Source organism: Mycetohabitans sp. B46, from assembly GCF_037389205.1.
Taxonomy (GTDB): domain Bacteria; phylum Pseudomonadota; class Gammaproteobacteria; order Burkholderiales; family Burkholderiaceae; genus Mycetohabitans.
In genome coordinates, this window is the sequence record NZ_JADBGL010000002.1 from 134583 (window position 1) to 158109 (window position 23527).

General features: G+C 56.0%; 26 protein-coding genes. 4 read left to right on the forward strand and 22 right to left on the reverse strand.

The window, feature by feature from the left end; genetic code table 11:
• Window positions 1-7: 7 nt before the first annotated feature.
• Window positions 8-1495 (reverse strand): NAD(P)/FAD-dependent oxidoreductase, encoded by a 1488-nt coding sequence (locus IHE30_RS15060; RefSeq protein WP_443193581.1) that lies wholly within the window; start codon window positions 1493-1495, stop codon window positions 8-10.
• A 60-nt stretch (window positions 1496-1555) separates the two neighbouring features.
• A complete protein-coding gene (gene polA / locus IHE30_RS02545) occupies window positions 1556-4330 on the reverse strand; it encodes a DNA polymerase I (RefSeq protein ID WP_337688558.1) in 2775 nt (924 codons plus the stop codon).
• A 1-nt stretch (window position 4331) separates the two neighbouring features.
• On the opposite strand from polA, the gene IHE30_RS02550 reads away from it, so the two are divergent.
• Window positions 4332-5081: a TIGR00730 family Rossman fold protein gene (locus IHE30_RS02550; RefSeq protein WP_337688560.1), complete on the forward strand. Its 750-nt coding sequence runs from the start codon at window positions 4332-4334 to the stop codon at window positions 5079-5081.
• Between the two features lie 436 nt (window positions 5082-5517).
• Here IHE30_RS02550 and IHE30_RS02555 read toward each other — a convergent pair whose 3' ends face one another.
• The 3 genes from IHE30_RS02555 to IHE30_RS02565 form a co-directional block, all read right to left on the reverse strand.
• Complete coding sequence (locus IHE30_RS02555) at window positions 5518-6537, reverse strand: hypothetical protein (RefSeq protein WP_337688562.1); 1020 nt, start codon at window positions 6535-6537, stop codon at window positions 5518-5520.
• Window positions 6538-6704: 167 nt separating this feature from the next.
• Entirely contained in the window at window positions 6705-8081 is a 1377-nt protein-coding gene (locus tag IHE30_RS02560; RefSeq protein ID WP_337688564.1) for a hypothetical protein, read from the reverse strand.
• Window positions 8082-8307: 226 nt separating this feature from the next.
• Complete coding sequence (locus IHE30_RS02565) at window positions 8308-8841, reverse strand: lysis system i-spanin subunit Rz (RefSeq protein WP_337688984.1); 534 nt, start codon at window positions 8839-8841, stop codon at window positions 8308-8310.
• Between the two features lie 55 nt (window positions 8842-8896).
• Here IHE30_RS02565 and IHE30_RS02570 point away from each other — a divergent pair, with 55 nt between their 5' ends.
• Window positions 8897-9097 (forward strand): hypothetical protein, encoded by a 201-nt coding sequence (locus IHE30_RS02570; RefSeq protein WP_337688565.1) that lies wholly within the window; start codon window positions 8897-8899, stop codon window positions 9095-9097.
• Window positions 9098-9164: 67 nt separating this feature from the next.
• On the opposite strand, the gene IHE30_RS02575 is transcribed toward IHE30_RS02570, so the two are convergent.
• Both IHE30_RS02575 and IHE30_RS02580 read right to left on the reverse strand, forming a co-directional pair.
• Window positions 9165-9473 carry a holin gene (locus IHE30_RS02575; RefSeq protein WP_337688567.1) on the reverse strand — a complete coding sequence of 103 codons (309 nt, stop codon included), beginning with the start codon at window positions 9471-9473 and terminating at the stop codon, window positions 9165-9167.
• On the reverse strand, window positions 9473-9898 hold the full coding sequence (locus IHE30_RS02580) for a glycoside hydrolase family protein (RefSeq protein ID WP_443193582.1): 426 nt from the start codon (window positions 9896-9898) through the stop codon (window positions 9473-9475). Before IHE30_RS02580 ends, IHE30_RS02575 begins: the two co-directional genes overlap by 1 nt.
• Before the next feature lie 97 nt (window positions 9899-9995).
• Between IHE30_RS02580 and IHE30_RS02585 the strand changes: the two genes are divergently transcribed.
• Together IHE30_RS02585 and IHE30_RS02590 are read left to right on the forward strand one after the other, a co-directional pair.
• A complete protein-coding gene (locus tag IHE30_RS02585) occupies window positions 9996-10166 on the forward strand; it encodes a hypothetical protein (protein ID WP_337688571.1) in 171 nt (56 codons plus the stop codon).
• 128 nt (window positions 10167-10294) lie between these two features.
• Entirely contained in the window at window positions 10295-10594 is a 300-nt protein-coding gene (locus IHE30_RS02590) for an addiction module antidote protein (RefSeq protein WP_337688573.1), read from the forward strand.
• Between the two features lie 722 nt (window positions 10595-11316).
• Here the strand turns inward: IHE30_RS02590 and IHE30_RS02595 are convergent.
• From IHE30_RS02595 to IHE30_RS02665, 15 genes are all read right to left on the reverse strand, one after another.
• Window positions 11317-12048, reverse strand: a complete 732-nt coding sequence (locus IHE30_RS02595; RefSeq protein ID WP_337688575.1) for a class I SAM-dependent methyltransferase — start codon at window positions 12046-12048, stop codon at window positions 11317-11319.
• A gap of 225 nt (window positions 12049-12273) precedes the next feature.
• Window positions 12274-12405: a hypothetical protein gene (locus IHE30_RS02600; protein ID WP_337688577.1), complete on the reverse strand. Its 132-nt coding sequence runs from the start codon at window positions 12403-12405 to the stop codon at window positions 12274-12276.
• Between the two features lie 82 nt (window positions 12406-12487).
• Window positions 12488-13270: a class I SAM-dependent methyltransferase gene (locus tag IHE30_RS02605; protein WP_337688579.1), complete on the reverse strand. Its 783-nt coding sequence runs from the start codon at window positions 13268-13270 to the stop codon at window positions 12488-12490.
• 127 nt (window positions 13271-13397) lie between these two features.
• Window positions 13398-14501, reverse strand: a complete 1104-nt coding sequence (locus IHE30_RS02610) for a phage tail protein (protein WP_337688581.1) — start codon at window positions 14499-14501, stop codon at window positions 13398-13400.
• A gap of 3 nt (window positions 14502-14504) precedes the next feature.
• Window positions 14505-15161 carry a DUF2612 domain-containing protein gene (locus tag IHE30_RS02615; protein ID WP_337688583.1) on the reverse strand — a complete coding sequence of 219 codons (657 nt, stop codon included), beginning with the start codon at window positions 15159-15161 and terminating at the stop codon, window positions 14505-14507.
• Window positions 15162-15404: 243 nt separating this feature from the next.
• Complete coding sequence (locus tag IHE30_RS02620) at window positions 15405-16604, reverse strand: baseplate J/gp47 family protein (protein ID WP_337688584.1); 1200 nt, start codon at window positions 16602-16604, stop codon at window positions 15405-15407.
• A complete protein-coding gene (locus IHE30_RS02625) occupies window positions 16597-16947 on the reverse strand; it encodes a hypothetical protein (protein WP_337688586.1) in 351 nt (116 codons plus the stop codon). The genes IHE30_RS02620 and IHE30_RS02625 overlap by 8 nt, the downstream gene beginning before the upstream one ends.
• A complete protein-coding gene (locus IHE30_RS02630) occupies window positions 16944-17618 on the reverse strand; it encodes a Gp138 family membrane-puncturing spike protein (protein ID WP_337688588.1) in 675 nt (224 codons plus the stop codon). Before IHE30_RS02630 ends, IHE30_RS02625 begins: the two co-directional genes overlap by 4 nt.
• Window positions 17618-18448, reverse strand: coding sequence for a baseplate hub protein (locus IHE30_RS02635; RefSeq protein WP_337688590.1), 831 nt, complete (start codon window positions 18446-18448; stop codon window positions 17618-17620). The genes IHE30_RS02630 and IHE30_RS02635 overlap by 1 nt, the downstream gene beginning before the upstream one ends.
• A gap of 5 nt (window positions 18449-18453) precedes the next feature.
• Complete coding sequence (locus tag IHE30_RS02640; RefSeq protein WP_013434700.1) at window positions 18454-18768, reverse strand: phage baseplate plug family protein; 315 nt, start codon at window positions 18766-18768, stop codon at window positions 18454-18456.
• A 26-nt stretch (window positions 18769-18794) separates the two neighbouring features.
• Window positions 18795-19322: a phage baseplate protein gene (locus IHE30_RS02645; RefSeq protein WP_337688594.1), complete on the reverse strand. Its 528-nt coding sequence runs from the start codon at window positions 19320-19322 to the stop codon at window positions 18795-18797.
• Complete coding sequence (locus IHE30_RS02650; RefSeq protein ID WP_337688596.1) at window positions 19319-20830, reverse strand: hypothetical protein; 1512 nt, start codon at window positions 20828-20830, stop codon at window positions 19319-19321. The genes IHE30_RS02645 and IHE30_RS02650 overlap by 4 nt, the downstream gene beginning before the upstream one ends.
• 295 nt (window positions 20831-21125) lie before the next feature.
• Window positions 21126-21569 (reverse strand): hypothetical protein, encoded by a 444-nt coding sequence (locus IHE30_RS02655; RefSeq protein ID WP_337688597.1) that lies wholly within the window; start codon window positions 21567-21569, stop codon window positions 21126-21128.
• Window positions 21566-22012 (reverse strand): phage tail fiber protein, encoded by a 447-nt coding sequence (locus tag IHE30_RS02660; protein ID WP_013434695.1) that lies wholly within the window; start codon window positions 22010-22012, stop codon window positions 21566-21568. Before IHE30_RS02660 ends, IHE30_RS02655 begins: the two co-directional genes overlap by 4 nt.
• A gap of 18 nt (window positions 22013-22030) precedes the next feature.
• On the reverse strand, window positions 22031-23524 hold the full coding sequence (locus IHE30_RS02665; protein ID WP_337688601.1) for a DUF3383 domain-containing protein: 1494 nt from the start codon (window positions 23522-23524) through the stop codon (window positions 22031-22033).
• Window positions 23525-23527 lie beyond the last annotated feature (3 nt).

Sequence of the window (23527 nt, forward strand, 5' to 3'; positions counted from 1 at the left end):
TCACGGCTCAGTGCAGCTTGACCCGCGGCCGCGTGGTGCGCCGCAGCCCGTGCGCGAGCATGTCGAGTAACATTCGGCCATAGCCATGCAATGCGGCGATATGCATCCGGTACAGCGATTGGTACATGAATCGCGCAAAGAGTCCCTCGACGAATAGGCTCTTGCCGATCAGGCCGCCCATCAGATTGCCAATCGCGTTGTGGCCTAGTGAGACGAGGGAGCCTAAGTCGCGGTACGTATAGGTGGGCAACGCGCGCCCGTCCAGCCGCGCGCGCAGTGCATTGAGCAAGAAATTGGCTTGCTGGTGCGCTGCCTGGGCGCGGGGCGGCACCGTCCGCTTGGCTTCGGGCCACGGGCAGGCGGCGCAATCGCCAAGCGCAAAGATGTCATCGTCGCTCGTAGTTTGCAGCGTCGAGCGCACGACCAACTGTCCCAGTTTGTTGACGGCCAGTCCGTCGAGTAACGCGAGCACCGGCGGCGCCTTGATGCCGGCCGCCCACACGGTCAAATCGGCGCGCAGCACGTTTCCACTGCCCGTGACGACCTCGCCAACGCGCACTTCCGATACCGCTTCACCGGTGATCACCGAAACGTTGAGCCGGCGCAGCAGCGCCGCCGTCGCGGCTGAAACGCGTTCCGGCAACGCCGGCAGGATCCGTGGACCAGCCTCGATCAATACGATTCCGATGTCGGTGACAGGATCAAGTTTATGCAAACCATACGCGGCCAGTACGTGCGCCGTGTTGCGCAGTTCCGCTGACAACTCGACGCCGGTCGCCCCCCCGCCGACAATCGCGATCTGAATCCGCGGGCCAACCGTGCTGCTGTGGGCCAGGCCGGCCGTGCCGCCGTAGATCAGGCCAGCCATGCCGCCGTGGGCCGGATCAGTCGCGTCGCCGTGAGCCGAACTGGCAGCACCGCCAGGTAGCGGCTCCTGCTTCCGAGCTTGCGGGTGCGGCGCGGCGCTCCCTGGTGCGCCGTCGGCCGCCACGTCCGTGCTGGACTGCGGCCGCTGCGCACGCATGCACGCGGCGATCAGGCGACGCCGAAAGCGCTCAGCCTGCGCGACCGTATCGAGCGCGATGGCGTGTTGCGCGGCGCCGGTTACGCCAAAGAAATGCGTGGTACTGCCAATCGCGATCACCAGCGTGTCGTAGGCAAGCGTGCGCTCAGGCAGCAGTTCAATGCCCTCTTCGTCGCGCACCGCGCTCACGCGAATTGTCTTTGCGACGCGACTCAACCCGAGCAACTCGCCCTGCTGGAATTCAAAACCGTGCCAGCGCGCCTGCGCCGCATATTCGATCTGGTGCGTAAATGGATCCATGCTGCCGGCCGCCACCTCGTGCAACAGCGGCTTCCAGATGTGCGTCGGATAGCGGTCCACGAGTACCACGCTGACACGCTGCAACGCGCGCCGCGACCCGAACCGGTCGCCGAGTCGCGTGGCAAGTTCCAATCCGCCGGCGCCGCCGCCGACCACAATGATCCGATGCATTCCGATATCCCCTCGTTGACCGTCACCCGCATTTCGCTGGCAACGCCGGACCACCCGGCGTCAATGCGCTTCCTCCCAGTTGGCGCCCGTGCCCAATTCGGCGACCAGCGGCACGTTGAGCTGGGCGACCGAACACATCAGCTCGGGCACCTTGGCTCGGATGACCTCCAACTCATCGTCAGGCACCTCCAGCACCAGTTCATCATGGACCTGCATGATCAATCGCGACTTCACGCGCGCACGTTCGATCCAATCCTGCACGGCAATCATCGACAGCTTGATCAGATCGGCCGCGGTCCCTTGCATCGGCGCGTTAATCGCAGCGCGCTCGGCGGCCTGACGGCGCGCGCCATTGCCGCCGTTGATCTCCGGCAGCCACAGCCGGCGACCAAACACGGTCTGGACGAAACCGCGCGATTTGGCCTCCATCCGCGTCTCGTCCATATACCGCGCGACCCCGGGGTAGCGAGCAAAATAGCGGTCGATATAAAGCTTCGCCGCGTCGCGCGCGATGCCCAAATTCGATGCGAGGCCAAACGCGCTCATACCATAGATCAAGCCGAAATTGATGACTTTCGCGATGCGCCGCTGTTCGCTCGTAACCTCCTGCCGCGTCACGCCGAAGATTTCCGACGCGCTCGCGCGATGCACGTCCTCGCCGTGCTCGAAGGCCGCCATCAGCGACGCGTCGCCCGAAATGTGCGCCATGATGCGCAGCTCGATCTGCGAGTAGTCGGCCGAGACGATGCTGCTGCCCGGCGGCGCGATGAACGCTTCGCGGATGCGCCGCCCTTCCGGCGTGCGAACCGGGATGTTCTGCAGATTCGGATCATTGGACGCAAGCCGCCCGGTCACGGCCACCGCCTGGGCATAGTTGGTATGCACGCGGCCGGTGTCCGGGTTGATCATCTTCGGCAGCTTGTCCGTATAGGTGGACTTAAGCTTGGTCAACGCACGGTAGTCGAGCAACACCTTCGGCAGCGGATAGTCCTCGGCAAGCTTCTGCAATACGTCTTCGTCGGTGGAGGGCGCGCCTGACGGGGTCTTCTTGACCACCGGCAACTGCAACCGCTGGAAGAAGATCTCGCCGATCTGCTTCGGCGAATTCAAATTGAACTCGCCGCCAGCTAGTGCGTACGCCTCAGCCTGCAACTCCAGCATCCGGATGCCGAGTTCATTGCTCTGCGCAACGAGCCGGTCCTTGTCGATCAGCACGCCGTTGCGCTCGATGGTCTGCAGCACGCGCGCCGTCGGCAGCTCGATCGATCGGTAAACGTAGTCCAGCCCTTTTTCGACCTGAATCTGCGGGTACAACACCTGGTGCAACCGCAACGTGATGTCGGCATCCTCGGCGGAATATTCGGTGGCCACGTCCACTGAGACCTCGTCGAAGCCGATTTGCGCCGCACCCTTGCCGGCAACGTCCTCGTACTTGATCGTTTTCACGCCAAGATGCCGCGTCGCGAGGTTGTCCATGTCGTGCGGACGGTGTGATTCGAGCACATACGATTCGAGCAGCGTATCGTGCTCGATGCCGGCCAGCGTGATGCCATGATTCGCCAAGACTTGTGCATCATACTTTAGATGCTGGCCAACTTTCTTGTGTGCGGGGCTCTCCAGCCACGGCTTGAGCCGCGCGAGCACCTCGTCGCGCGGCAATTGCACCGGGTGATCGGGCCCGCGGTGCGCAAGCGGGACATATGCGGCGCGCCCGGGCGCGGTCGCAAACGATACGCCGACAATACGCGCGCGCATTGGGTCCAGCGACGTGGTCTCAGTGTCAAACGACGTGAGGGGCGCCGCCTCGATCACCGCCAGCCACCGCTCGAACTGCTCCCATGCGTTGACGGTTTCGTACTGCCGCTCGATGTCGGTTGCCGGCGCCGGCTCGACCGCGCCCGAACCGAGCGCGACCCCGCCGTCGGCCGTGGCCGTGAACGTGTCGAGCCCGGCCTCGCTGTCAAGCTCACGCAACCACGTCTTGAAGCCGTGCCGCAAATAAATGTCGCGCAATTCGTCCTTGGCTTCTGCCCGTGCCTGCAGCGACGCGGCGATGGACTGCACTTGCGGGGACAGGTCGCATTCGGTATGCACGGTAACGAGCCGGCGCGCGGTGGGCAGGAACGCGAGCGCACGACGCAGATTGTCGCCGACCGCGCCCTTGATATCGTTCGCGTGCTCGATGATGCCGTCCAACGTCTGATACTGCGCGAGCCATTTAAGCGCGGTCTTCGGTCCGCACTTGTCCACGCCCGGCACGTTGTCGACGGTATCGCCAATCAACGTCAGATAGTCGACGATACGCTCGGGGAGCACGCCGAACTTCGCGATCACGCCGTCGCGATCGAGCCGCTCGTTGGTCATCGTGTTGATCAACGTGACGCGCTCGTTCACCAGTTGCGCGAGGTCCTTGTCGCCCGTGGACACCACCACGTTCATGCCGGCCTGCGCGGCGCGCACCGCCAACGTGCCGATCACGTCGTCGGCCTCCACGCGCTCGATCATCAACAGCGGCCAGCCGAGCGCACGCACTGCGACGTGGATCGGCTCGATCTGCCGGGCCAAGTCCTCGGGCATCGGCGGACGGTGCGCCTTGTAGTCCGCATACCAGTCATCGCGAAACGTCTTGCCCTTCGCATCGAACACGCACGCGCTATACTCTGCGGGGATGTCGCGACGCAATCGCCTCATCATGTTGATGAGACCGTACAGCGCACCGGTCGGACCACCGTCCGGCCCGCGCAAGTCCGGCATCGCATGGTAGGCCCGGTATAAATAGCTCGAACCATCGACCAATAGCAGGGTCTTGCCTTCGAGGTTTCGATTTTCAAGCATTATGACCAAGAGAAAAGTGATTCCGAGTCTGCGTTCACTCGCAGATCAAGAGCGCGCGACAGCCAAGAAGGCCCGCGCATCGTGGCAGATGTTCACGATTATGGCAGAGTTTATCGAGGCGACCGAGTACCTGTCGGAAATCCGCCCGGCCGTCAGCCTCTACGGCTCTGCCCGGCTCAAGCCGAACTCGCCGTACTACAAGCTTGCCATGCAGATCGCCCGCAAACTGTCCGATGCCGGCTTTGCGGTGATCTCCGGCGGCGGCCCCGGCATCATGGAAGCCGCCAACAAAGGCGCGCACGCAGGCAAGGCGCCTTCAGTCGGCCTGAACATCGAGTTGCCGCATGAGCAAAGCGGCAACCCGTATCAAGACATCTCGCTGCGCTTCAGGCATTTCTTCACCCGCAAGGTTACGTTCGTGAAAAACTCCGACGCGGTGATCGTGATGCCAGGCGGGTTCGGCACGCTCGACGAGCTCGCGGAAGTGCTGACGCTAATCCAGACGAAGAAATCGCGCCATGTGCCGATCATCCTGGTCGGCTCCACGTTCTGGAAGGGTCTGCTGGACTGGTTCCGTGACTCGCTCGAGCCAATGGGACTGATCGGCCCGCACGACATCGAGTTGATGCAGGTGATCGACGAGCCGGACCAGGTGCTCGAGGCTGTGCTCGCGTTCTATGAGGAACGGGCACCGGCCGAAGGCGCTCAGCCCCCGACCAAGAGCGACGAAGACCGAATGTTCTACCTGTAGCCGCTACTGGAGCGTGACTTCAGCAAAGCTGCGCAGCTTGAAGATACATTGCTCTTTACAATCAGTGAGTTACAAGAATTTCTCTAACTTGCTGCTCATTGCTTGAGCACCCTCAGACGCGGGTTTGAAGGGCGTTTTTGAATCAAGTTAGACACGAGGATGGACCAATTCGACCGTACCGCACACACGTAGCGCTGAAGTGCGCGAAGCTTGTCTATTTCGCGCTGGCCGTCCGCTGCGACGGCGAAAACGCGTTGCGCTGGGACTGGGTCGCGCCCCGCAAACCCTTGTCCCGCTTGAAGGTTTTTCGCTTTGCGGAACACAATCCGTAATAATAGTAGGCTTCTCGAGCCGCACTTCAGCGAGACCATACTGCCCACGTTGCAAGGCAAGCTGCGCAACTTGCCTTGAGTGAGCCGTCAGCGTCGCTCGTTCATCACGCTTGCGCCGATGTAGAGGCTTGGCCGCTCGCTTGCGCTAATGGGGAGGCTCCGTCGCTCGGTTGCTCCGAGGTGGGAATTTTGCCAATCTCGCTAAGAGGCCGATGGGTGAGGATCAACTTCTTGTACACGCTACCATTATCTGCAAGCTGGGTGACTTCACCGTTTTCTGTCCATCTTCCTTGTCGCAGTAGCTGAGTATGCAGGTCGACTTCTTCCAGAACTGCATTTGTGTTACCAACAGTAACAGGCAAGCAGTTGTTTTTGCACCCGATGGCCTTGCCTTCGCCCATGCTTATCATCGCGTGAACAAGTTGACGTTCCTCCGGCGCGTTAGGGTCGAAGAAACCGATGACGTCTCCACGTGGCACCTCTTTAAGAGCTTCGGCACTGTTGACTTTTTTGTCGTTCAGTGAAATTACATCGAGTGAGCCAGTCTGCACGTGCATCGAATCATACTCTGACTGGGGAATGATCTCCGCTTTGACCGCACAGTACCTAGGCAAATTCCAACACATCAGATTACTTATGTTATCGAAGGCATTTCTATCCACCAGTTCACCTGTTTCGTCGCGCGCTAAGGCCTCTATTGCGACCCCCAATGCTTTCTCGGAGAAGGCGCGATGCTGAGCTTGCGTCCAATTGGACCGAGTCGCTTGGTAACTCTTCAGGGGATTTTCCGTATAAGGGAAGAAGGGATGTGTACCGTCGGCGTGAAGCAGATCTTGAGGCGTTAATGAGAAGAATTTGGTCCTATTTTCTCCTTCCGAGCCAGAGCTTGAGCTTGGGCGAGGCGGCGGGCAACAACTTGCCATCGCTGCGCTTACATCTGATAAGGTTTCTGCTGCAACTTCGCGTACCCTTGACGACAATGCGGCCAGATTGGTGAGCGGTCCGGATGCAACTTGACGGGTCGCCTGCGAAGTCTGGTGCAGAGGAGCACTCGAACTGCCTGTCTGTATGGACGGCGGGTAAGTAACAGTCGGCGTCGAAATGCGTGACGATGACGGATCCATTGAAGCACCTCCGAAGAAAGGTTTAGGCTCCAATGTATTCACCTGACTGACGCAACACGCTAGCAACGCGAAACACTAACCAACTAACCGAAACAAACACACGTGTCAACTCGTGTTAAGGGCTCTGATGAGCCGATCGCCACAACCCACTCTGCGCGCCGCCTCCGTTAAGATGGCTCATGCCTGAGCCATGGCAAGTTCCACCATCGAACACTGTCTAGGATGCGTGCACGGGCCGCCTCAGAGAAACGATTGGCCTCCATAAACTCGATGACCTGAGCTTTGGCGAATAGCAATTTGCGATCGTTAATGGTCACGAACACAGAATATGTCTGAAGCCCGGTGAGCAGACGCAATAACGCCGCTTCGCCTCTACCATTGATTAAAGCTAACCCTTGCGGCCATACTCGCTGCGACAGCGCCTCATCCAGATAACGAACACTAGACAGCAAGCCGAGCGCCGCCCCCTCACGCTGCGCCGCTGGCACACGCGCCAAATGGCGCTCGAGCAAGGCCAACTCCTGTGCATGTTGGTCAAGCGGCAACGCCTTGATTGCCGCCACAGGCAGACGGCGAAATGCGATTCCCCACTGCTCGTCTGGCAGCGATAAAGCTAAGTCGCGCATTTGCGCGTAGCGCACAGGCTGCTCCGTTTTAGGCAAGACCCATATGCTGTCCGCCAACGAGCCAACTGCCTTACCCTGATAAGAGGGGGGGAGGCGTAGAGCCTGTTCACACAAAAACGCATACTGTGCGGATTTACTTGGGTGTGCCATATCCGAATGCAAATGCCCCAGTAGCCCGACCAAGACCGAAATCAGCTCCGCTTGCTGGGACACGTTCAGCGACGGCAGCCGCGCCAAGAGCGCCTGATAACGCTCGATGAACTCCGGTGAGCCGATGTTGAAATCGATCAACCCAATCGCCAGTGCCGGCCAGACATTGTCCTGCTCAGGCTCGCGCTGTGCCACTAAAGCGTGAGCGAAGTCAAATACTTCAAGGCGCTGAGACCAAGGCAAATAACGAAACATCAGCATCAGCGCCTTTTGTATTTGCAACCCATGCTTCGGAATGCGCTGCGCGGCTGCGAACAATCGCTTGAACGCCTCGCCTTGCTCGGCCTCCGGCAACGCTAGCAGACGCTGGCGCAATGCGTCAAGCGGCTCGACGTGCTGCACCGGATCGGCGAGCGTGCCATCCATCTCATTGAGCAGCTGGTTGACTGACGCGAGACTTACGGCTTGGTTGGCTCGCTGCCAGTAGCTGTAGACTAACCGCCTGGTTTGCATCGCATGATACGTACGACGATCGACTACTGAAAAATTCTCCACGTCTTGAACGGGCACATAGTCACCGATTTGCTGAATCAGCTCGGACGGCAGGTCATGATATGTCGTGGGCCGGCTGGTCAATGGGTTCGCCAGCTCACCGCTTGCCGGTTTCAGTGTCGGCGGGGTGGCCGACGCGGCAGGCTGCGGGCACGACTCCAATGCACAAACGTAGGCTGGGTAGTCGTTCAAAGCGGCATTTAGATCAAAATCCATTCACAAGCTCGGCAAAAAATGAGACACACGCAGCGCAAAGCGCTGCTGCGCAGCAGGCTAGCGAAAAACGGGCAGATTAGCACAGCAATGAACAGCGAAAGCTAGGTTGCCGGCGGATAAAGCAACGTTAACTTAACAAGCGGGGCTGCTTTATCGCACATTGACAATGTAGGCAAGCTAACCGAACGCCATACGGCTCAAATAAGTGATAAGTGATGGCGCAGGCTTAGCTACATCCCGCCGTCGCCGGTCGCACCGTACATACGTAACGCTGAAGCGCCCGAAGCTTGTCTATTTCTCGCTGGTCGTCGGCCGCGACGGCGAAAAAGCGCTCTGCAACCGCTGCGTCGAGGTCTGCGTAGGCGGTGGCTCCATCGCCCACGCTGGCGGTGCTGGCAGCTCCGGACAGATTATCGCCACGGGTTGAACAGTTGCGGACGGCGACACGCAGCCGCTCAGTGCCAGCGGCAAGAGCAGCACGGTAACGACGGCTGTCGGCTTCATGAGCTTGGCGTTCCTTTGTCAGTTTCGCATCCAAGGCTTCGATTCTCTGCGCTGCGACTTTGCTGTTCTCCAATGCCTTGCGCTCAGCGGCCAGCGCGGCATCGGAGATGGCTTTCAAGTCTAAGGCGTGCCGCTCACGAACAGCTAAGACTTCAGCATGGACTTGCGCAAGCTGAACACGGCAGTAAAAGTTGACCGCCGCACCGGATAGCACTGCAACGGCGGCAACAAGAACCCAAGATGGTTTGATGTGCATGGCCAAAACTACGAGTAAAATAAATTACTTGCTGATCGCTTGAAAAGGCAACTTTATGGAAAATAAACCAATTGGACGCTTTAGCGCCGAGCAAATCGAGCAGGCCCGGCGTCGTTACGCGCAAATGCCCAAACGCCCGCTTGTTGACATGACCGAAGCGATGAAGACGCCGGAAGGCCGCCGGAAAGTCCAGGAATCCATCGATCATGTACTGAAGGTTCACACCCATGCCTTAAAAATCCTTAAGGATCGCTGACCCATGCTAAGCGCCGAATATGTAATTGCCGTCTATTAAAAGCAAGGATACGGTAGCCACTATGGCTTTACTGCGCATCCGAGCCTTCTTGTCCGGCCGGCATTCGCCCGACGAATTTTTGAACGACCGCCTCAAGCGCATTTTGCCCAAGGATGCCAAACAGCGAAGCGGTACCCACCAGCCCGGTCGAAGATAGATCGGGGAATGCCGTCAAGACTGCGCCAGCGCTCATCGACAGCCCCGCACCGACAATGACGCGGCCCACCACCAGTCGTGGCCTGATCCGCTCCCCATCGGCAAGCAACTTGCCCAGCCCCAGTATTGCGCCGATGAAGGCCAACGCCAGTAGATTTTTTTCGTGTTCATCGAGTTGCATCAACTTGCTCCGGTGCGCATCATGCTCGCCAGACGTTGTGCGCGAGCGCCCACTTGCGTGGCCCACTTCGAGGCAAGCATGCCGTTGGCCGCCGCTTCATAACCACCGCGCTGCATCGCAGCCAGCGTGTTCGCAAACGTGAGCAGCTTGCGGCCCATATTGAAAGCCATATTGATGATGACGCGCTGGCGTACCGCATCGAGACTACGCCACCACGGCAGGTGGCGATCAAGCCACGTGACCGAGCGCATTACATCGTTTTCCAGTAGTAGATTGCATTCGCTATCACTGATTCCGACATCTGTTAAGTTGCGTCCGACACCGATGGTGGTTTTGCCCACCGTGTCCAAGTAAGGTTTTAACTGCCGCCCTTCATCACGGCTCAATTCCGACAGAAGCGTCGGCATGTCGAATGTTTCCCTCATGTGCGTTCCAGTTCGAGGCAGTAAACAAAAAGCCGCACGAGCGGCTGGTAGTCAAAATTCTCTTGCCATTTAGTATCCATTTGGATACTATGCTTGTATGAATACCATCACCGCTACCGAAGAATTCAGCACATGGGTTGACGGTCTCACAGACTTGACGGCGCGTGCCGCGATCTACCTGCGGATCAGACGAGCCGAGCAAGGGAACTTCGGTGAGTACAAGGTGTTGGAAGACGGCGTATCAGAAATGAAGATCAACGTCGGGTAGGGCTACCAAGTCTACTTTGCGCGTGAAGGGCGCGTAACATACTTGTTGCTTTGCGGTGGCGACAAGTCAACGCAAAAGGTCGATATCAAACGCGCGAAAGCCATGGGGAAAGTGATCAAGGACCAGACATGAGCAAGATCAAGATTTCACGTTTTGACGTGTCGGAGCACTTGGACAGCGAGGAAATGGTCGCGGCCTATCTCAATGCCGCTATTGCGGAAGGTGATCCTGACCTACTCACAGCGGCAATCTCAGATATTGCGAAGGCTCGCGGTATTGCGAAGGTCGCAGAGGTGGCTGGACTAGGCCGTGAGAGCATGTACAAAACGCTGTCACCAGGATCCAAGCCGCGTTATGAGACAATCGTCAAGCTACTGCATGCGCTTGGCGTGAGGCTCGCGGTTGAGCCTGAGAAGGCGAGCGCGTGACAAATCGTTTGACTGGCTTACGCAGACACAAAGACAGCTCAGGCTGTTTACGCATTAGATAGCCGAGAGTCGGCCGCCCCTGGCGTCGTTTTCCATCTTTGTCCATAGTTTACGGATCGGATTGGCTTCGATGGCCGCGCAGCGCATATTCTTCTCCATTGGCCTTAAGACAAGCACCTTCCACACGACGATGGCGTCGGTGCCAATGTGCTTTGTCTTGCGCCTAGGATTTCGCTGGAGTGATGTCGAAAATCGGGGTCCTTTCCTTGCTGCGGCGCATCCCCTCCGCCAACTCAGTGCGTTCGGCATAGGCCCTTTGAACAAGCCTTAGCATGCCGCCCATGGTAAAGGCTATAACGCACTGGCGTACCGCATCGAGACTGCGCTACCATGGGAGGTGGCGATCAAGCCACATGGCCGAACGCATCACATCGTTCTCCAGCGGCAAGTCGCACTAGACCTCACTGATTCCAACATCAGTTAAATTTCTCCCGACTTTTTTCTTTAAGTAAAATTAAAATACTTTTCGATTAACAAGGAATCTTTAGCATTAACTACCTCAATAATCTACACAGCATAGTGCATAGTATAGTGGTCGGTTTTCATGTTCCCGAGTGGGCGTGTCGCGTTTCCTGTCATGTCTGTCGCTTTTTAAGTAAGGAAACGAAATAACCCGGCGTAGGTGGAGCCGGGTTCGCAGAAAATCGGAGCCCTTTATAATATTATGGATTGATATTTTTGGGCTTAGCAATAGCTAGAATATTTTTTCCGAATATATGTTTCGCAACCAGGTCCAACGCGAGACTAACAGGAAAAATAATCCTATCAAATAGGACCAGCGAAAACCGACTCGGCTCACCTGATTTATTCCCAATAAACTTAAAGGCGATTGCCATTATGAAACCAAGCGAGTCTCGGTAGCTAATTTCCTCGACCTCAAAGCCAGCTTTATCTAAACTGGCCCTCAACATTGGAATCGTGTACCGGCGATAATGTCCAACTTTATCGTCCATACTTGTCCAAATTATTTCGAATGCCGGAACAAAAATAGCTAAACGGCCACCTGGATTAAGTTTATTTTTAATCTCAGAAAGTGCAGCAACGTCATCTTTGATATGCTCAAGAACGTTCGAAGTATAAACCATATCGAACTGCCCTTCTACATCACCGATACATTTGTAAGTGTTGAATTTTCTAGCAAGCAAGGTTTCGCGCTGTTGCAGATCGGGCTCCACAACCACAGGCTTTATACCAGTTTTTTTCCAAAAAATAGTGCTTAAAGTCCCTACGCCTGCGCCAAAATCGAGCACTGAATTCTCATTGAATTTATTTTTACGAAAGCACCGTATAAATTTCCTGACAATCCAATTATTATAATTTTTTAGATTTTTTTCATTGTCAATTAGCAGATTTGCACCAGTATAAGCAATGCTGTTAGCTTGACTATTATCCACGATTCTTTGTTCAACTCCTGTAAGATGCTTATCTGAGCTGACTAAGCAACAAACTGTTCACCAGCCTGCGTGCGCCGTCATAAAAACAAAGATACCCTATTTTTACAAGTCTGGAAAGCAGCGCAGTTTTATTCAACATAGCATGAGCCAGAATGCCGTACAGACATGGTCGTTACCGACTGACCGATAACGTTTGGCAAACTAACTAGTACAGTGGCTCCTAGATCAAATGCTCCGATATTCGACAAAGCACAGTGCGTAGTACGGTGGTCTGTTCTCGTGTGCGACGCCACCGCCCGCGTCGCCAATTGCGACATTGACATGGTGAATGCTAATGCCTGGGTGTGATGCATTCATAAAAATTCACGTGGAAGCGTCATGTAGTGCTGCCGCTTGTGGACCTTATACTGGACTTTCTCATAAGCCTATGGTCATCCGCCTACTTAACTGCATAAATGACTTTTTCCGGCTCTCGTTGTGAGCTTGCAATTGTAACATCAACTAATTTTACTTTGGAAAAACCTACACTGGCAACCCGTTTTGCAATATCATTAATCGAATGATGCCAAAAAGCAGGTGCCGATTTTGCCCCACCTATCCGGCTATCATGATATTCAGGCTCACCAATGAAAACGATATCCTCGCCATTTAAATAAGCAATTTGTCGAGTGTTTTCTATATCGTATAGAGGAACACTAAAAATCAAGGCCCCACCTTTTCGCAAAACACGCAAGCATTCTTTGTATCCCTTTATATCATCCGGCACATGCTCAAATACTTGATTAGACGTAACGAGGTCAATACTATTATCATCAAAAGTTAAATTCTGCACATCTTGATTCAAGCATCCATTAACTCGCTCACCCAAATTACACCCAGGAAAAAATTCACTAGAAATCACTGCATTAAAGTTTTTTTCTAGCCAATGAAGCGTACTACCGTAAATAGATAGCTCATAGGCGATACGACCTAAATATGCACCACCGCAATGAGATTTGACAACTGGAATGAGAGATAAATTGGTGACATTTGCCATGCATTTTAAGCATCTTGTCATAAAAGGGCTTGGCTTTATAGAAACAAATATGCTTCGCCCGCATAAAGGGCAATCACCACGGGAAAACTTCCATTTATAAGGAGCATCCGCCCAACCCAAATAACGGATTATTGAAGTTAGTCGTTTTGGCAAAAATTTTGAAATTTCTCTTGACATCACTTTCATTTATTTTACCTTCTTTAAACCGTGTAAATATAAATTTCCGCCGCACCATTCACTGCAAATAACATTTTGCCTAACATCAGAATATTATTCAAGCTAAATTTATACTCACCAGCTGCATGTGCTCGGCTCAAATTTTAATACACACTAAGAGCGCAATGTTGGCCGGACGCGCTTCCTCGCCGCCGTCGCCGTTTACTGTAATTGTGTGGGAATGATTTCCGGCGTCGCCAATGCTAACGCTGTGGGCATGGTTACCGGCATCATGGATTGAGATGCCTGTATGAGCGTGATGCGTATTGTAGTAACCACTGATCCCAAAAGGGCCGACTACTGACCGGAAATGAGCGTGGCCGCCGCCATGTGGTACTTCTGTTCCGTGGTTGTGGCCTGGATCGTGAACACCGTGACGGTGCAAGCCTTGCTCGTCAGTCCATGCCGAGTGAACGTGATTGCCATCCGCGCTCGCCGACGCCGCGTGAGCGTGTGCTTTATTCTGACTGTCCTGCACACTGCCCAACGTCCTGCCAAAGTCTCGGCCCGCACCCAGGTCCAGCCCACGCAGAAAGTAGCCGCGCAAGTCAGGTAAAGTGAATGTCGTAAGGCCATCACCCGTGTCGGGACATCCCATCGCTTCCCATAGGGCAGCGTATTCGGTACGAGACACCATAGCTCCATCCGCCGCTAACCAACCCATCGGAGCGGAAGATCGGAAGAAATAGCCAACTTGCCCTACGTTGCTCGATGAAGCGGCAATCGCTTGTGTGACACGAAGCGGCGTCATGATTGTACTGTTGTCAGTTCCAGCAGCGGCTTGTTCTTGCGACGCAACCACCGATACAACTGAAGCCCATTTCGTCGCGTCGCTCGGCTCGGTCGTATTATTATCCACGAGCGATTCGTACACGTCCCACGGACCCGTCTCGCTTGCCCGGTACCGCACATGCGCGCGGCGGGCATAAGGATAAGGCACCCCGTCATTGTCCTCTGCCGTGATCCACTCCGGCGTGCCAAAAACCTGATACTGCTGCACCGCCTCGGTGATGTCGTGCAAGATGGCATTGTGCTTGTTGCGCTCAATCGGCTTGGCCAGTGGATCAATTGCTTGGTCGCGTTGATAGTCGTAGCCGTAGCCCTGCTCATAACTGACATCGCCGGTGGTCTGGATATTGTTTGGCACCGCTTCGCGGTCGCCTGCCTCAGCAAACGATTTAACAAAGAATTTCTGCTGCATTTTTCACTCCGAGAAGGTTCCATGTTTGAAGTTCTTGTTGTGCTCGCCGAAGCCGAACGACGGCCGAGTGACGACAATCCGGCGCACGCCGACGCCTGCCGGACGCGGCAGCAAATCATAGGTGTCGAGCACGAAGGTCAACCCGGGATTGGGTTGAAAGGTGAAGACATAAACGACATAAGTCATGTCATTCGGGTCAAGCACATAGACCTGCCCCTGATCGCCCAGGAGCATCTTCATAAACTGGTTGATTTCGGGAATCGTGCTACGTGAGACGAGCTGGAAATAGCGCAACCGCAGCACCATGCGCTTCTGTTCGACGGTAAGACCCACTGTCGAGGAAGACTTGCAGCCGAAACTGCCCTGCTCGAAATTTCGATTGGACACACCAAAACTAAAAACGGGTGTTCCTGGCTTGGTTGGATCCACAGTGACAGCAAGCGGCACGCCAAGAATGGCCGACCAGACCGACAGCCCGAAATCGTTGGCGGTACGTAGGTCAAATACATCGCGAATCCAATTTTCCCAAAACGCGGTGTGATTCTGGCTGTACCATGCTTGCTTGCGCTCCAGCAGTCCACGCAGATTGTCCGCGTCGTTGTACTGCCAGAGCAACGCTTGCAGCAAATCGACTGAGAAATCGAATGCCTGGATTCTCATTGACTTACCACCAGCGAATTACATGTACAAAGGGTCGATGCCGCGATTAGGAATGCGATGAACCAGATAGGCCAATAGCGGGATAGTTTCAGCTCGTCCGAGATCATTTCCAGCTCTCTTAAGAATGTCGTACACTTCTTCACAAGCTCTCCTCGTTGCCCTTTACAACGGGTTGATGCAAGAAAGCCCCGACCGCTGCCAACGGTTCGGGGCTTTCGCCTTTCTCAATGCTGCTTGGTGTGGCTACACAACGATGACCTGAATGCCTGACGGCGCAATCGCTGCCTTCTCCCAAATCCCAAGAGGAATTTCAGTCGTTACATAATTGATCGGCAAGAGATGGGAGACCTCCAGCCGCTGCACGTAGAGGCCCGGTACATAGCGATTGACGGCTGCGGCCAGTTCAAACGGTGACACGCTAGTGCCAACCGTAAAGCCCGTCTCACCTTCAATGCGTTTTTCCGAGTAGGCAAGAATAGCGTCACGCACGGCAATTTGCGGATCGGCAACCGAGGAGGCCGCGCGTACCGTGACGCGCGCAAGGAAATCGCGCCGTATCGGACGATCGAACCGAACGCGGTATGATTGGCCCGAAGCCGGGTCAACTGCATTGACTTGCACCGTACCATTCCAGCCTGCGCCAGCGCTTTTGTTCTTCAACAGCGCTTGTGCAATATCGGCGTCTGTCCCGCCATCGATGCACACCCAAATCGAGTGTGGCTTCATGACTACGCCATCAATGACTTGCGCAACGCTCTCGGTATTCTCGCGAAATTGCAGACTTTGCACCCCTTCCGTTGCGTAGAGCGCGGAGGTGATTGCTTCACAGAGGGAGACGCCTTGCAGCGCGAGCGTCTGTTTGCGCAGCCTACGCAGACTGGCATCGGATTGCCGACCTCGCCCAAGCTTCGCGTTTTCGGGGTTATGGACGGTTTCCCATCCCAGGATGCTATCGACAATGTGCCGCAACGTGCCGGCGGGCGCAGCAACGGGGCCGTACTCCACGGCACGAAAACCAACCTTCGCCCGTCCATCCCGCGCCAGCACAACCGTTTCCGTTGTCTCGAATAGCTCGCCCGCCTCGGTGCGTGCACGCAACCCTTGGCGGATCACCGTATTCGGGATGCCGGTCACCTCGACGTCGGCGATGCTCGAACGCTGGGCTTTCGCGCGTTCAAGTCCAGTCAACGCGCAGAGCGCATCTAGAAATACGCCGCCCGCTTCGTTCGGGTTGATCTGGTTGGCGAGCGCCGCATTGTTACGAATCACGCTGTTGCGGGCCAGCGCATCAGCCGTAATCAGCACACCCTGAGGCGTTTCCTCCGCCACCGACAGATCGTCGCCCAATACGCCACGCCATTCATTGCGAACCGTATCGAGCACCCCCGCTGTGTCTGGCACGATCACACCCGTGCGCGTCAAATAGTCGTAGGTGTCAGTCATGGTCGTTCGTCAGGTCAGCAGGTCCAAAAACGGTCTGGATGGTCGCGCTGTAGCGCAGCGCGTTGTCCACGATTGCAACCTCGAAGGCAGTAACGTCAACGACGCAGCCTACCGCGCGCAGCGTCTGGCGCGCGTAGGCTTCAAACTGCACCAGATTTGTGTCGTGCCACACTAGATCTCGCGTGGGCATTCCGCGGTCCAGTGCGAACACCATTTCACCCAGTTGGGCTTGCATCGCATGCTGGCAGTCCTGCTTGACCGCCTCGATGTCGCGCGCGAGGGCGAGGCTGCCGTCAGCGTTGATGAACAGGTCATTGCGTTGATTCGTTGCAAGGCTTTTCAAATTGGGCCTCCACTGCTGTCGCTGCCGCGTTGAACGCCGTCATGCCGGTGTGTTTCGGCCGGTGTTTCGCCGAACGTCACGCCGCCGCACCCGGTCACGCGCCCTTCGGCTGTGAGATTGCCCGTACAGTGCACATTCGCTGCCTCAAGTTCGACCATCGGCGCAGTCAACTTGAGCTTGTCCGGCCAGAGTGCGACACGTACCAAGCCATCCGCACTTTGCAGGACTGCGTTCGCTTCATCTTCGTCGGCCAGCGTGTAGCCGCGCATCACATCCGGGATGAACAGACCGTCAGCGAACGAATGCAGGCGCTGCGTATTGGGTCCGGCTTCGGAGCCGGATTGAAGATATAGCGAGATATCGCGGTCGCTGGCCTTGATCCAGCCAGCGTCGCCGGGTTTGAACGGAAACGACATCACAAAGCCGCCGCCGCCCAGTGCTAGTACGGGCACACAGGCCAATGGCGGCCGGGATAATGTCCGGTTCTCGGTAGTCAGCATCATGATCTGCGGTTGCACTGTTGCTACATTGCGGTTGCGGTCGTAGCCGACAATCTTTGCGGGCAGCATGTCATCGACGCCCTGAATCAGCTTCTTAAACACTTCGCGCAGCGTGCCCGCTAATCCCCCTGTGTTCGCCGGATCATGACTTGGGATGGTGTAGTCACTCATCATCGGGTATCTGCGCGTTTGGCCTCCGCGATCCAGTAGAACGGGGTGTCGCGGTTGGCGAGTTCAAAATGCAGCTTGAAGATGACGTAACTGCCGCTCGTGGCTGGATTCAACTTGCTGTCGATGGTTAATGCACCGCCCAGGCAGGTCGTGGTATCAAAAAGATACTTGACCTTGACGCCCTGCTCGGTGATTTCGGGGATGCCGATCATGCCGGTGGACTCGCTCAGCACACGTGCCTCGCCGCTCAGCGCCACGTTGTAGTTTTTTACGACCAGTGTGTTGTCATCGACATAGGCGTTCACGCCCCCGGCTTCGCCGAGCCGGTCTACCTGTTTCAGCGCGCCGCCGGCAAACGCGTAGTTCGCGATGTTCTTGTCTGTCGCCTCGAAGCGCAGCGTGAGTCCGAGATCGCCCGCTATCTGTTTAGCGATGGCCGATAGGGATGCGATGCCAGCCTGGCTGCGCGCAAGTATGTTGCCCTTCTGAAATTGCCCGGTCGATGACTTGAACGTCAGCGTGATGTCTGGCGGCTGAGATGGCAGGCAGCTGGAAATGTCGCCGACAAACACGCGCGATGCTCCAGTGGAGCGTCGGCCTACGTCCAGCACAATGCGCTTGGGTGTACGATTCAGGTTGAACGGGCTAGTTTCCGTCAACAGGTATTCGCGGTCCGCTTTGGACAGATTCGAAACACGAATCTCGGCTTCATTCTGCAAGGCGTTTGCGAACTTGGAGCCGGTTGCGATAATCGCCAGATCGTCATATGTCTTCAGTTCGCCGTTCATTTCGATGCCCACACGCACGATGCGTGGATCGAGTTTATCCATTGGCTTCACTGGCGAACCTGTGCAAGTTCGGCACCACTAAGGTACACAAGCTGATGCGTACTGTTGAACTTTGTGTAGTCGGGATATTCCTCATCCTCCGTCAGAAACACGAAGTTGCCAGCGCCGTCTTCTAGATACCGGAACGGCAGCACAGGCGTACCAGCAGCACACCGAATCCCTTGCACAAGCATCTCTCCGTCACGGGCAATCGTCGCGGCTATCATCCCAGATAGGGCCTGGACCGTGATTTCGTAGCGGCGTGAGTCGAGCCGAATCGACAGCGATTGATTAGGGATCGCATCGAGTGGAATTTGAATCATGGCGATTACATCAAACGAAGACTACTTTAAACGAAGATGTCGTGAAGCGTGGACGCTTTCCTTTTCGCGGGTTTCCCAGATTGCTCGCCACGCTGCACGGTGGATGCGTGCGTCTTGTCCCTAACTTTCCGGACGGACAGTTTTTCGTATCGTGCCGTGACGACCTGCACTTCCTTAAGCTTCAGCGTGAGCACGAGGGTGCCGAGGGCATCAGGCGCTTCCTCATGCGGCATTTCTGCGATCAGCATGTTGGCGTAGCTGCCCGCCTTCGTCTGCACCGTCAGCGTGTCACCCTTTCGAAACATCTCACGGATTTGCCGATAAGTGTCCCGATATGTTGCCCCGGCCAGCATCATCTTCAACTCGATCTCAACCGGCAAGATGATCCGGTGGTCGATCATCGTTGCGCCCGATTCAATGGGATGCTCCATTGCCTTTGACGCTTCCTTGACCGTCGCCTTTATCGGCCGCGCGTCGCCAAAAAGCTGCTGAAAGCCTGCATCGAACACGCCGACGACATCGACGGCGGCGGTCGGAATGAAGCCGGTAATCACGCTGCCACTCCGTCATCAAAATGGTTCAATGTCGTACTCAGCTCCTGCCCCAAACCACGGCTGAGGGCCTGATTGACCGCATCGCCATCCGTGGCCTGGGTATGGATCGTGATGGGTCCCGTCTGCACATTCATGCTCTTGCTCACACTGCGGTTTGCATGCGTAATACTGGCTGAGGTCTGTGCCGCCAGCGGCGTTGAAGTGGCGGCCAGCACCTGTTTGCCAACGATGACGCCAGCATGATCTGCGGCCGCTACGCCCTTGGATGCTGCTCCACCTTGCGATGGCACGGCGTCCCCAAGGCCGAGAAAAGATTTCACCTGCCCCAGCGCGCCACTAATGATCTTCAAGCCGCGTGAGGCAAAGCCGATGACGGTTTCGATCGCTGCGACGATCCCGTTCCACGTGGCTTTGACGGTGTGGCCTACCTGATCAAATACATCGCCGATCAAGGTCATAACCGGCTTAAGGGCGGGTATTGTGTTCAACAGCTTGTCGAACGCGGCACGCACATTCGCCGAAAAGCGCTCAAATGCTTTCTCAGGCTCGTCAATCAGATCGGTCATGAAGGTCAGTCCAGCCCTCACCAAATCAAACAGAAACGAAAACACATCCGCAACCCCATGCACGATTTCGCCAATAATTGGCCAGCGTTTCGCCATCTCGCCGATCAGCGAGTCGTTGCCATCGAGAAACGCCATCACATCCTCGTAGGCCAGCGCGAACAGCGCACCGACCGCTGTAATGGCCGCGCCGATCAGCAGATAGGGCGCGACCAACGCGAGTGTCGCGGTGGCGGCGCTCAAGACAGCAGGCAAGTACAGCGCCGTCAGTACCATCGCCAGTCCGATGAAGGAGCCTTTTACTAGGTCGCTATGGTCTGCCAGGTAGGCCGTGAGCGCTTCAAACTTCTTCAGCAACCACGTCAAGGCGGGCAGCACTGTGGTCGAGAGATTCGTGAACATGTATTGAAATACCTGTCCGAGATCACTTAAGGCGTTCCTGGCCTTGCCGAGCTGCTCGGTGTATTGCTTTACCGCTTCAGCATCGGTCTTGTTGACAACGCCAAGCTCTTTTTGCCGCTTGATTTGTTCTTCGAGCGCTTGCCGCCCTTTCTGCAACAGAGCGATGGTGGCGTCGTCCAGCCCCATCTTTCTGCCTAATGCGGCGGATTCCGTTTTGTTTAAACGCTCAAACGACTGGGCGAGATCCAGCAGCAGTTGTGGCATGGCCTTGACGTTGCCGTTCAGATCACGAAACCGCACGCCGAGCCGTTGTAGCAATGGGCCAATGTCACCTTTTCCAGTCTTGGTAAGTTCAGTGACCTTTTCATTCAGGCCGGTAAGTGTCTTTCGGAATGCCTCGCCACTGCCGCCGCAGCGCTCGGCCGCTTCACTCCATGCGTGCAATGTCTCGACCTCGACACGCAGTGCCTCAGAACTCTGACCGAGCGCGTCGGCGCCGGCCACAGTGCGCGCCACGCCGGATACCAGTGCGCCCAACGACAAAACACCAGCAATCGCACCGGTGGCCGCCCCGATTAGCGACTTGAACGACTTGCCAAGTTGGGTGGCCGCCATATCCGCACCCTTGATCTTTTTCTCAAGCTGTTCGGTCGCCTTTTCGGCTTCTTGTGCTCCTTGCTTGACTTCCTGTGCATCCGAATCGAACAGGATATAGAACGTCTCAAGAATGCTCATTTCGATGTCCGTCTGGCATGCTCAGCAGCCAGCCATTCGTTGTAGCGGGGAATAGCGATGCTCTCCCAGAGGATGAAAGCATCCTCCAACGTGTAGACCGTTCTCAATTCCTGGAGCGTGGCACGTCCTTCAGAAAGGATCGCTCCAACAAGTGCGTCAACGTTTTGGAAATCCACGCTATCGCCTTGCTCTCGACATTGCCTAAGAAAGTCGAGACCTTTCCGCTTGAGAAAAAAGACGTGTTGTAGTCCATCATATGGAACTCGATTTTCATTAACGTCTCATAGTCCGGCACATGATTGTCAACCAGTGCGGCAGTCGATAATCGCAATTCGCCGTTGTCAAGCGGCACCGCTACGAAGCCCATGATTTTTAACATGAGCGCCTCGTTAGTCTTGTAGTCGCCGAGTTTCGGCACCGCACTGATCGGGTATTGCGAGACGATCTCGCGGCCCGCAATGGCGGGAAATTTCGACAGGATGTAGGGGCGATCCTCGCCCGCCATCGTTCTAATCAATATTTCCTTGGGCTCAAGCAATAGACTCATGATGTCCCCGTCCGGTTCTCAAAAGCAAAGATGTACGGCTTGCTTTTCATCCGCCCTGCGCTGGCTACACTGCTGGCAGGCATGCCGTCAGTGATGACCCCCTTGGTCAGCGTGAGTATGCGGGCGTCCGGGTAGATCGCTGCCATCGTGATTTCGTCTTTTGCACTCTGTTTGCCACGTCCAACCCGGTTTGCTTCAAGCAAAATCGACATGTTCTTGTCATCGTCACTTCCTGGAATCAGGTTCAACGTCACTGTGATTGGGTTGGCTTTGGACCAGACGATCAAATCGCCATTGAGCCCCATCGCCTTGTCATTCACTTGAATGCTCGGAATGTCAAACGGATCGCCATCGTCGGCGAACTGCGTGACCGTAAAACCGGCGGGAAACGTTTTAGATGCACATACCTGCACCACAAGGCCGAAGCCTGAGATGTTTTCCATCGTTACTCCTGGGCTGGATCAAATCAAGACGTGGCTTCCGTCCACTTTTCGGATGGCATCGTCTTTGCTGTAGATGAGGGTGTAGACGGCCTTGTATTCGGTGCGTCCGTCTGGCGTCACAATGGACTGAATCACGCAGTCGAGCCAGTAACCGATGGTCTGGACCTGCCGCCACGCATCGGCTTCACCCGTCATATTGATGATATACAGCTGCTGCGTATTGTTCAGCTCCTTGCCGACGCTGATCGTGCCGTTGAGTAACGCCTGATTGACCACGCTTTGCAGCGTCGCGATCAGTTGACCACGTCCTTGCACGTTGGCCGATACCTTCGCCAGCGACATCAGCAGTTCCATAATGGCGCTGCCGGCCGCATCCTTGAGCCATTGTTCGTTAGCGTAGACATTCATGTCTGTCGGCGCAGTGGCACCCCCCATCAGCACGCCGCGCTGATAGAAGTCGAGTACTTGTCCAGCCGTTTGCGTGCGGCCGTAGTAGTTCACGCGCAACGCATCCAACCGATCCGATTCAGGCGTCGTCGTCACACTGGGCGTAAGCGCCGCTTGCTGGAACATGTAGTTTTGCACCGAGTTACGACGGCTGTAATCGGTGGCGGCCAGGATCATCATCGGAAGTTGCTCGGGGTATTCGCCGCTTGCGCCGATGAGCGTTAGACCGGTTCCCGCGTAACCTTTGAGCGCTTCATAGTAGGCTGCCGCATCGGCTGATAACACGCGCGTATGGAACTGGTACATCACATTCTGCGCCGCGTTCCACTTCGCTGCTTCTTCTGTCTCGGCTGTGGAAAGCGCCCGCAGGAACGTGAACGAGCCGAAATTGTTGGATAGCTCGGTCGAAGCGGCCAGCACATCACTGATCGTTTCGGCGGCTGCGCCATCGGCGTAGATCGCGCGATCATCCCAACCCAGCATAGTATGGATCGTGCCGGACAGGACAGCGACCTTTACATTGGCACACGTACTGGTGGTTGTGAAATGGAAGCCGTTTTTCCGCGCGTCGAACGTGACCATTGCGCCCTCCCAAAGAGGGCCCTCACCTGAGGCACGAATGGCTGCTTGTAAAACCGATGCCACGTCGGCAAAACTGAGGGCTTCCGCGAACGACAACGGCGATACGGAGTGGATATCTGCGCCAAGCTGTATTGTCAGCTCGCCAGCCGTCACGGCTTGGAATCGAGACAATGGCACAGTCACTGCCGCCCCAAAGATCATCGGCGCGACGGCGGCATCCACCCAGCGCGCGAAGCTGATTTTCTGCGCGCGCGTAATGTTTTTTGAGATCCAACCGAAATAGAAAGACGCGCGGGCGTATTCCTCCGAGGCCGTGCCAAAATAGCGCCCAACGTCATCGAGGTTATCGAACTCGACCACCGCTTTCGGCGGCAGCAGCGCATTTGTCGTAAAAAAACGCCCGATTAAATCGCGCCGGCGCACACCGGCCGATGCGCCGACGCCCGATGTCACGTCAACGTACTTGGGAAATCGAATGGCCATCAG

Bases quoted from the DNA above. Each gene is read 5' to 3' on its own strand.
- IHE30_RS02555 (WP_337688562.1), bottom strand. From the start codon at position 6,537: ATGGATCCGTCATCGTCACGCATTTCGACGCCGACTGTTACTTACCCG.
- IHE30_RS02655 (WP_337688597.1), bottom strand. From the start codon at position 21,569: ATGAGTCTATTGCTTGAGCCCAAGGAAATATTGATTAGAACGATGGCG.
- IHE30_RS02580 (WP_443193582.1), bottom strand. From the start codon at position 9,898: ATGAGGGAAACATTCGACATGCCGACGCTTCTGTCGGAATTGAGCCGT.
- IHE30_RS02590 (WP_337688573.1), top strand. From the start codon at position 10,295: ATGAGCAAGATCAAGATTTCACGTTTTGACGTGTCGGAGCACTTGGAC.
- IHE30_RS02570 (WP_337688565.1), top strand. From the start codon at position 8,897: ATGGAAAATAAACCAATTGGACGCTTTAGCGCCGAGCAAATCGAGCAG.
- IHE30_RS02565 (WP_337688984.1), bottom strand. From the start codon at position 8,841: ATGCACATCAAACCATCTTGGGTTCTTGTTGCCGCCGTTGCAGTGCTA.
- IHE30_RS02575 (WP_337688567.1), bottom strand. From the start codon at position 9,473: ATGCAACTCGATGAACACGAAAAAAATCTACTGGCGTTGGCCTTCATC.
- IHE30_RS02640 (WP_013434700.1), bottom strand. From the start codon at position 18,768: ATGATTCAAATTCCACTCGATGCGATCCCTAATCAATCGCTGTCGATT.
- polA (WP_337688558.1), bottom strand. From the start codon at position 4,330: ATGCTTGAAAATCGAAACCTCGAAGGCAAGACCCTGCTATTGGTCGAT.
- IHE30_RS02560 (WP_337688564.1), bottom strand. From the start codon at position 8,081: ATGGATTTTGATCTAAATGCCGCTTTGAACGACTACCCAGCCTACGTT.
- IHE30_RS02630 (WP_337688588.1), bottom strand. From the start codon at position 17,618: ATGAGTGACTACACCATCCCAAGTCATGATCCGGCGAACACAGGGGGA.
- IHE30_RS02660 (WP_013434695.1), bottom strand. From the start codon at position 22,012: ATGGAAAACATCTCAGGCTTCGGCCTTGTGGTGCAGGTATGTGCATCT.
- IHE30_RS02665 (WP_337688601.1), bottom strand. From the start codon at position 23,524: ATGGCCATTCGATTTCCCAAGTACGTTGACGTGACATCGGGCGTCGGC.
- IHE30_RS02610 (WP_337688581.1), bottom strand. From the start codon at position 14,501: ATGCAGCAGAAATTCTTTGTTAAATCGTTTGCTGAGGCAGGCGACCGC.
- IHE30_RS02605 (WP_337688579.1), bottom strand. From the start codon at position 13,270: ATGAAAGTGATGTCAAGAGAAATTTCAAAATTTTTGCCAAAACGACTA.
- IHE30_RS02600 (WP_337688577.1), bottom strand. From the start codon at position 12,405: ATGAATGCATCACACCCAGGCATTAGCATTCACCATGTCAATGTCGCA.
- IHE30_RS02620 (WP_337688584.1), bottom strand. From the start codon at position 16,604: ATGACTGACACCTACGACTATTTGACGCGCACGGGTGTGATCGTGCCA.
- IHE30_RS02635 (WP_337688590.1), bottom strand. From the start codon at position 18,448: ATGGATAAACTCGATCCACGCATCGTGCGTGTGGGCATCGAAATGAAC.
- IHE30_RS02615 (WP_337688583.1), bottom strand. From the start codon at position 15,161: ATGAGAATCCAGGCATTCGATTTCTCAGTCGATTTGCTGCAAGCGTTG.
- IHE30_RS15060 (WP_443193581.1), bottom strand. From the start codon at position 1,495: ATGCATCGGATCATTGTGGTCGGCGGCGGCGCCGGCGGATTGGAACTT.
- IHE30_RS02550 (WP_337688560.1), top strand. From the start codon at position 4,332: ATGACCAAGAGAAAAGTGATTCCGAGTCTGCGTTCACTCGCAGATCAA.
- IHE30_RS02585 (WP_337688571.1), top strand. From the start codon at position 9,996: ATGAATACCATCACCGCTACCGAAGAATTCAGCACATGGGTTGACGGT.